1 protein-coding gene is annotated in these 2,856 nt (G+C 64.8%); it reads right to left on the bottom strand.

The features are described 5' to 3' along the window. Positions 1-2,856 (bottom strand): condensation domain-containing protein (locus tag NK1_RS33090; protein ID WP_157104568.1); only part of this gene is annotated, 2,856 nt, incomplete at both ends.

Raw genomic sequence — 2,856 nt, 5'->3', positions numbered from 1 at the left:
TGGTGCGACGCCAATATCCGGGGCTGACTCCGGCGCCCGCGACGTAGAGTTCACCGGGCACTCCGATCGGTACCGGCCGGAGCCGTTCATCCAGCACGAACAGTGCTGCTGCGGGCACCGGTGCCCCGATCGGTGGTGCCGCCGATCCGCGTGTCAAGGGCGCGGTGAGGGTGACGCACATGGTGGTTTCGGTGGGTCCGTAGCCGTTGATGACTGCGTGTGCGGGTGCCCACTGGTCTATTACTTGGGCGGGGCAGAATTCGCCGCCGAGTATCAAGGTGACCGATTCCAAGCCTTGTGGTCTCAGCATTGCTGCGGCGGTGGGGGTTTGAGTGAGCACGGTGACGCGTTCGGCAGCAAGCACGTCATGAAAGTCGGTGGGGGAGCGGGTGATCGAGTCGGGGATCACGACAAGTCGTCCGCCGTGGAGCAACGGGGCCCAGATTTCCCACACCGAGACATCGAAGGCGAGCGAATGACATTGCGCCCACACCTGTTCCGACACAGGGGCGCCGGTGTCGAGGGACACCAGTAATTGGGTGACGTTGTGGTGGGTGGCTGCCACGCCTTTCGGGGTTCCGGTGGTGCCGGAGGTGTAGATGAAATAGGCGATGTTGTCAGGGCTGGGTGCGGGGAGTGGGGTGCTGGGTTGGTTGTCGAGTGTGGGGTCGTCGGCGTCGATGATCGGTATATCGAACCCGTTCAGCCGTCCGGCGAGGTCGGCGGTGGTGATGATCGCTACCGGTGTGGCGTCGGCGAGCATGAATTCGATTCGTGCCCTGGGGTGTTCGGGGTCGATGGGTAGGTAGGCGGCCCCGGTTTCGAGTATTGCCGCTATCGCGGTGATCGCCTCCGCCGAGCGGTGCATCAGCAGCCCGACCACGCGTCCGGGTCCCACACCGCGGTCGGTCAGCAGGTGTGCCAACCTATTCGCTCCTTGTTCCAGCTGCCGGTAACTGTATGAACGATCACCGCAGGTCAGCGCCGCTGCATCCGGCGTGCGGGCCACTTGGGCCGCGAACAATGCCGGAACCGATGGTGATGATGGTCGGCCCGTGTGCAATACAGCGCGGTTGCCGAACTTGTCTATGCGGGTGTGTTCGGATTCGTCGAGCAGGTCCACCGATGACAGGGGTTGGTCGGGGGCTGTCGTGATCGCCGCCAGTACTCGTTCCAACCGCTGGATGAGTGTGTCGATGGTGGTGGTGTCGAAGATGTCGGTGCGGAATTCGACTGCGCCACCGAGTCCGGCGGGTTGGCCGGTGTCGGTGAAGCGTTCGCCGAGGGAAAGCGCGATGTCCGTGCGGGCGCTGTGGGTGTCCAGTGGGAGCGAGGTGACGTCGAGGTCTTCGAGCGCCAAACCGGCTGCGGGGTCGTTGTTTCCGGCGAAGTTCTGCCACGCCAGCAGTACTTGGATCAAGGGGTGATGTGTGAGTGATCGGGCCGGGTTGAGTCGTTCGACCAGCACTTCGAAGGGCACATGCTGGTGGTCGAACGCTTCGAGACTGCGGGTGCGAACCTGGGTCAACACGTCGGTGAAGGTGCGATCCCCGGTCAGATCGACCCGCAGGACCAAGGTGTTGACGAAGAACCCGACCAGCTCATCGAGAGCGGGATCGTCGCGGCCTGCGACGGCGAATCCGACCGCCACGTCGCGGTTGGCGCTGATCTTCGACAACAGGATCGACAAGGCGGCCTGGACGACCATGAAACTGGTGGCGTTGTGTTCGCGCGCGACCTCGGCGATCTGCTGCTGCAGTTCGGCGGGCCAGTCGATGGTGACGCTGTCGCCGTGCTGGTCGGTGGTTGGGGGGTAGGGTCGATCGGTGGGGAGGTCGAGGTGTTCGGGCATCCCGGCGAGGGTGTGTTCCCAGTACTCCAACTCGACGGCGATACGACTGTGGGGGTCATGCAGCTCGCCGAGTTGGGTGCGTTGCCAGAGTGCGTAGTCCACGTACTGCACCGCCAACGGCGCCCATCCCGGTGCGCGCCCGTGTCGGCGCGCTCGGTACGCGTCGCTCACGTCGCGGGCCATGGGGATTGGTGACCATCCGTCGAAAGCGATGTGGTGCAACACGATTGCGACGATGTACTGTTCGGGTCCCACCGAGTAGATCTGGGCGCGGATGGGGATCTCGGTCGACAGATCGAACCGGTGCGCGGCCAGTTCTGCCAGGGCGCCGGTCAGGTCTTGTTCGGGCAGCGACGCGACTGCCGCGCCGTCGCGTCGCCACATCCCTGGCCGGGCGGGCAGCACTTGTTGGGAGGGCACGCCGTCGGTGGAGGGGAAGATGGTGCGGAGTGATTCGTGGCGGGCCAAGACATCATCGAGGGCGGCGTCGAGTGCGTCGGTATCCAGTGGTCCGTTGATCCGGAATGCGATCGGCATGTTGTAGACCGGGGAGGGGCCTTGGAGTTGCTCGATGAACCACAACCGTTGCTGGGCATACGACAGCGGGATCGCGTCGGGTCGTTCGACGGGTGTGAGGCGTGGGAGTCGGCTCGTTCCCGCATCACCGATAGTGGATGCCAGCCGGGCGACGGTGGGTGTGTCGAAGACGGTGCGGACGGAGAGGTCGGTGTCGAGGGTGGTGTTGATCGCGGCGATCAGGCGCATCGCCGACAGTGAATCTCCCCCGAGGTCGAAGAAGGAGTCGTCGACCCCGACGCGGTCGAGTCCGAGTGTATGGGCGTAGATGGTGGTGAGGATTTCCTCGACGGGGGCGCTCGGGGCGCGATATCCGCCCGCGGTGTACTCCGGTGCCGGTAGGGCGCGGGTGTCGAGTTTGCCGTTGACCGTCAGTGGTAGCGCCGCCACCTCCATCACCGCCGCCGGGATCATGTAGGCGGGCAGGT

Origin of the sequence: Nocardia kruczakiae NBRC 101016 (assembly GCF_001612965.1) — a bacterium.
GTDB lineage: Bacteria > Actinomycetota > Actinomycetes > Mycobacteriales > Mycobacteriaceae > Nocardia > Nocardia kruczakiae.
The sequence above is the reverse complement of the archived record's forward strand: the minus strand, read 5'-3'. Positions and strand labels throughout refer to the sequence as shown.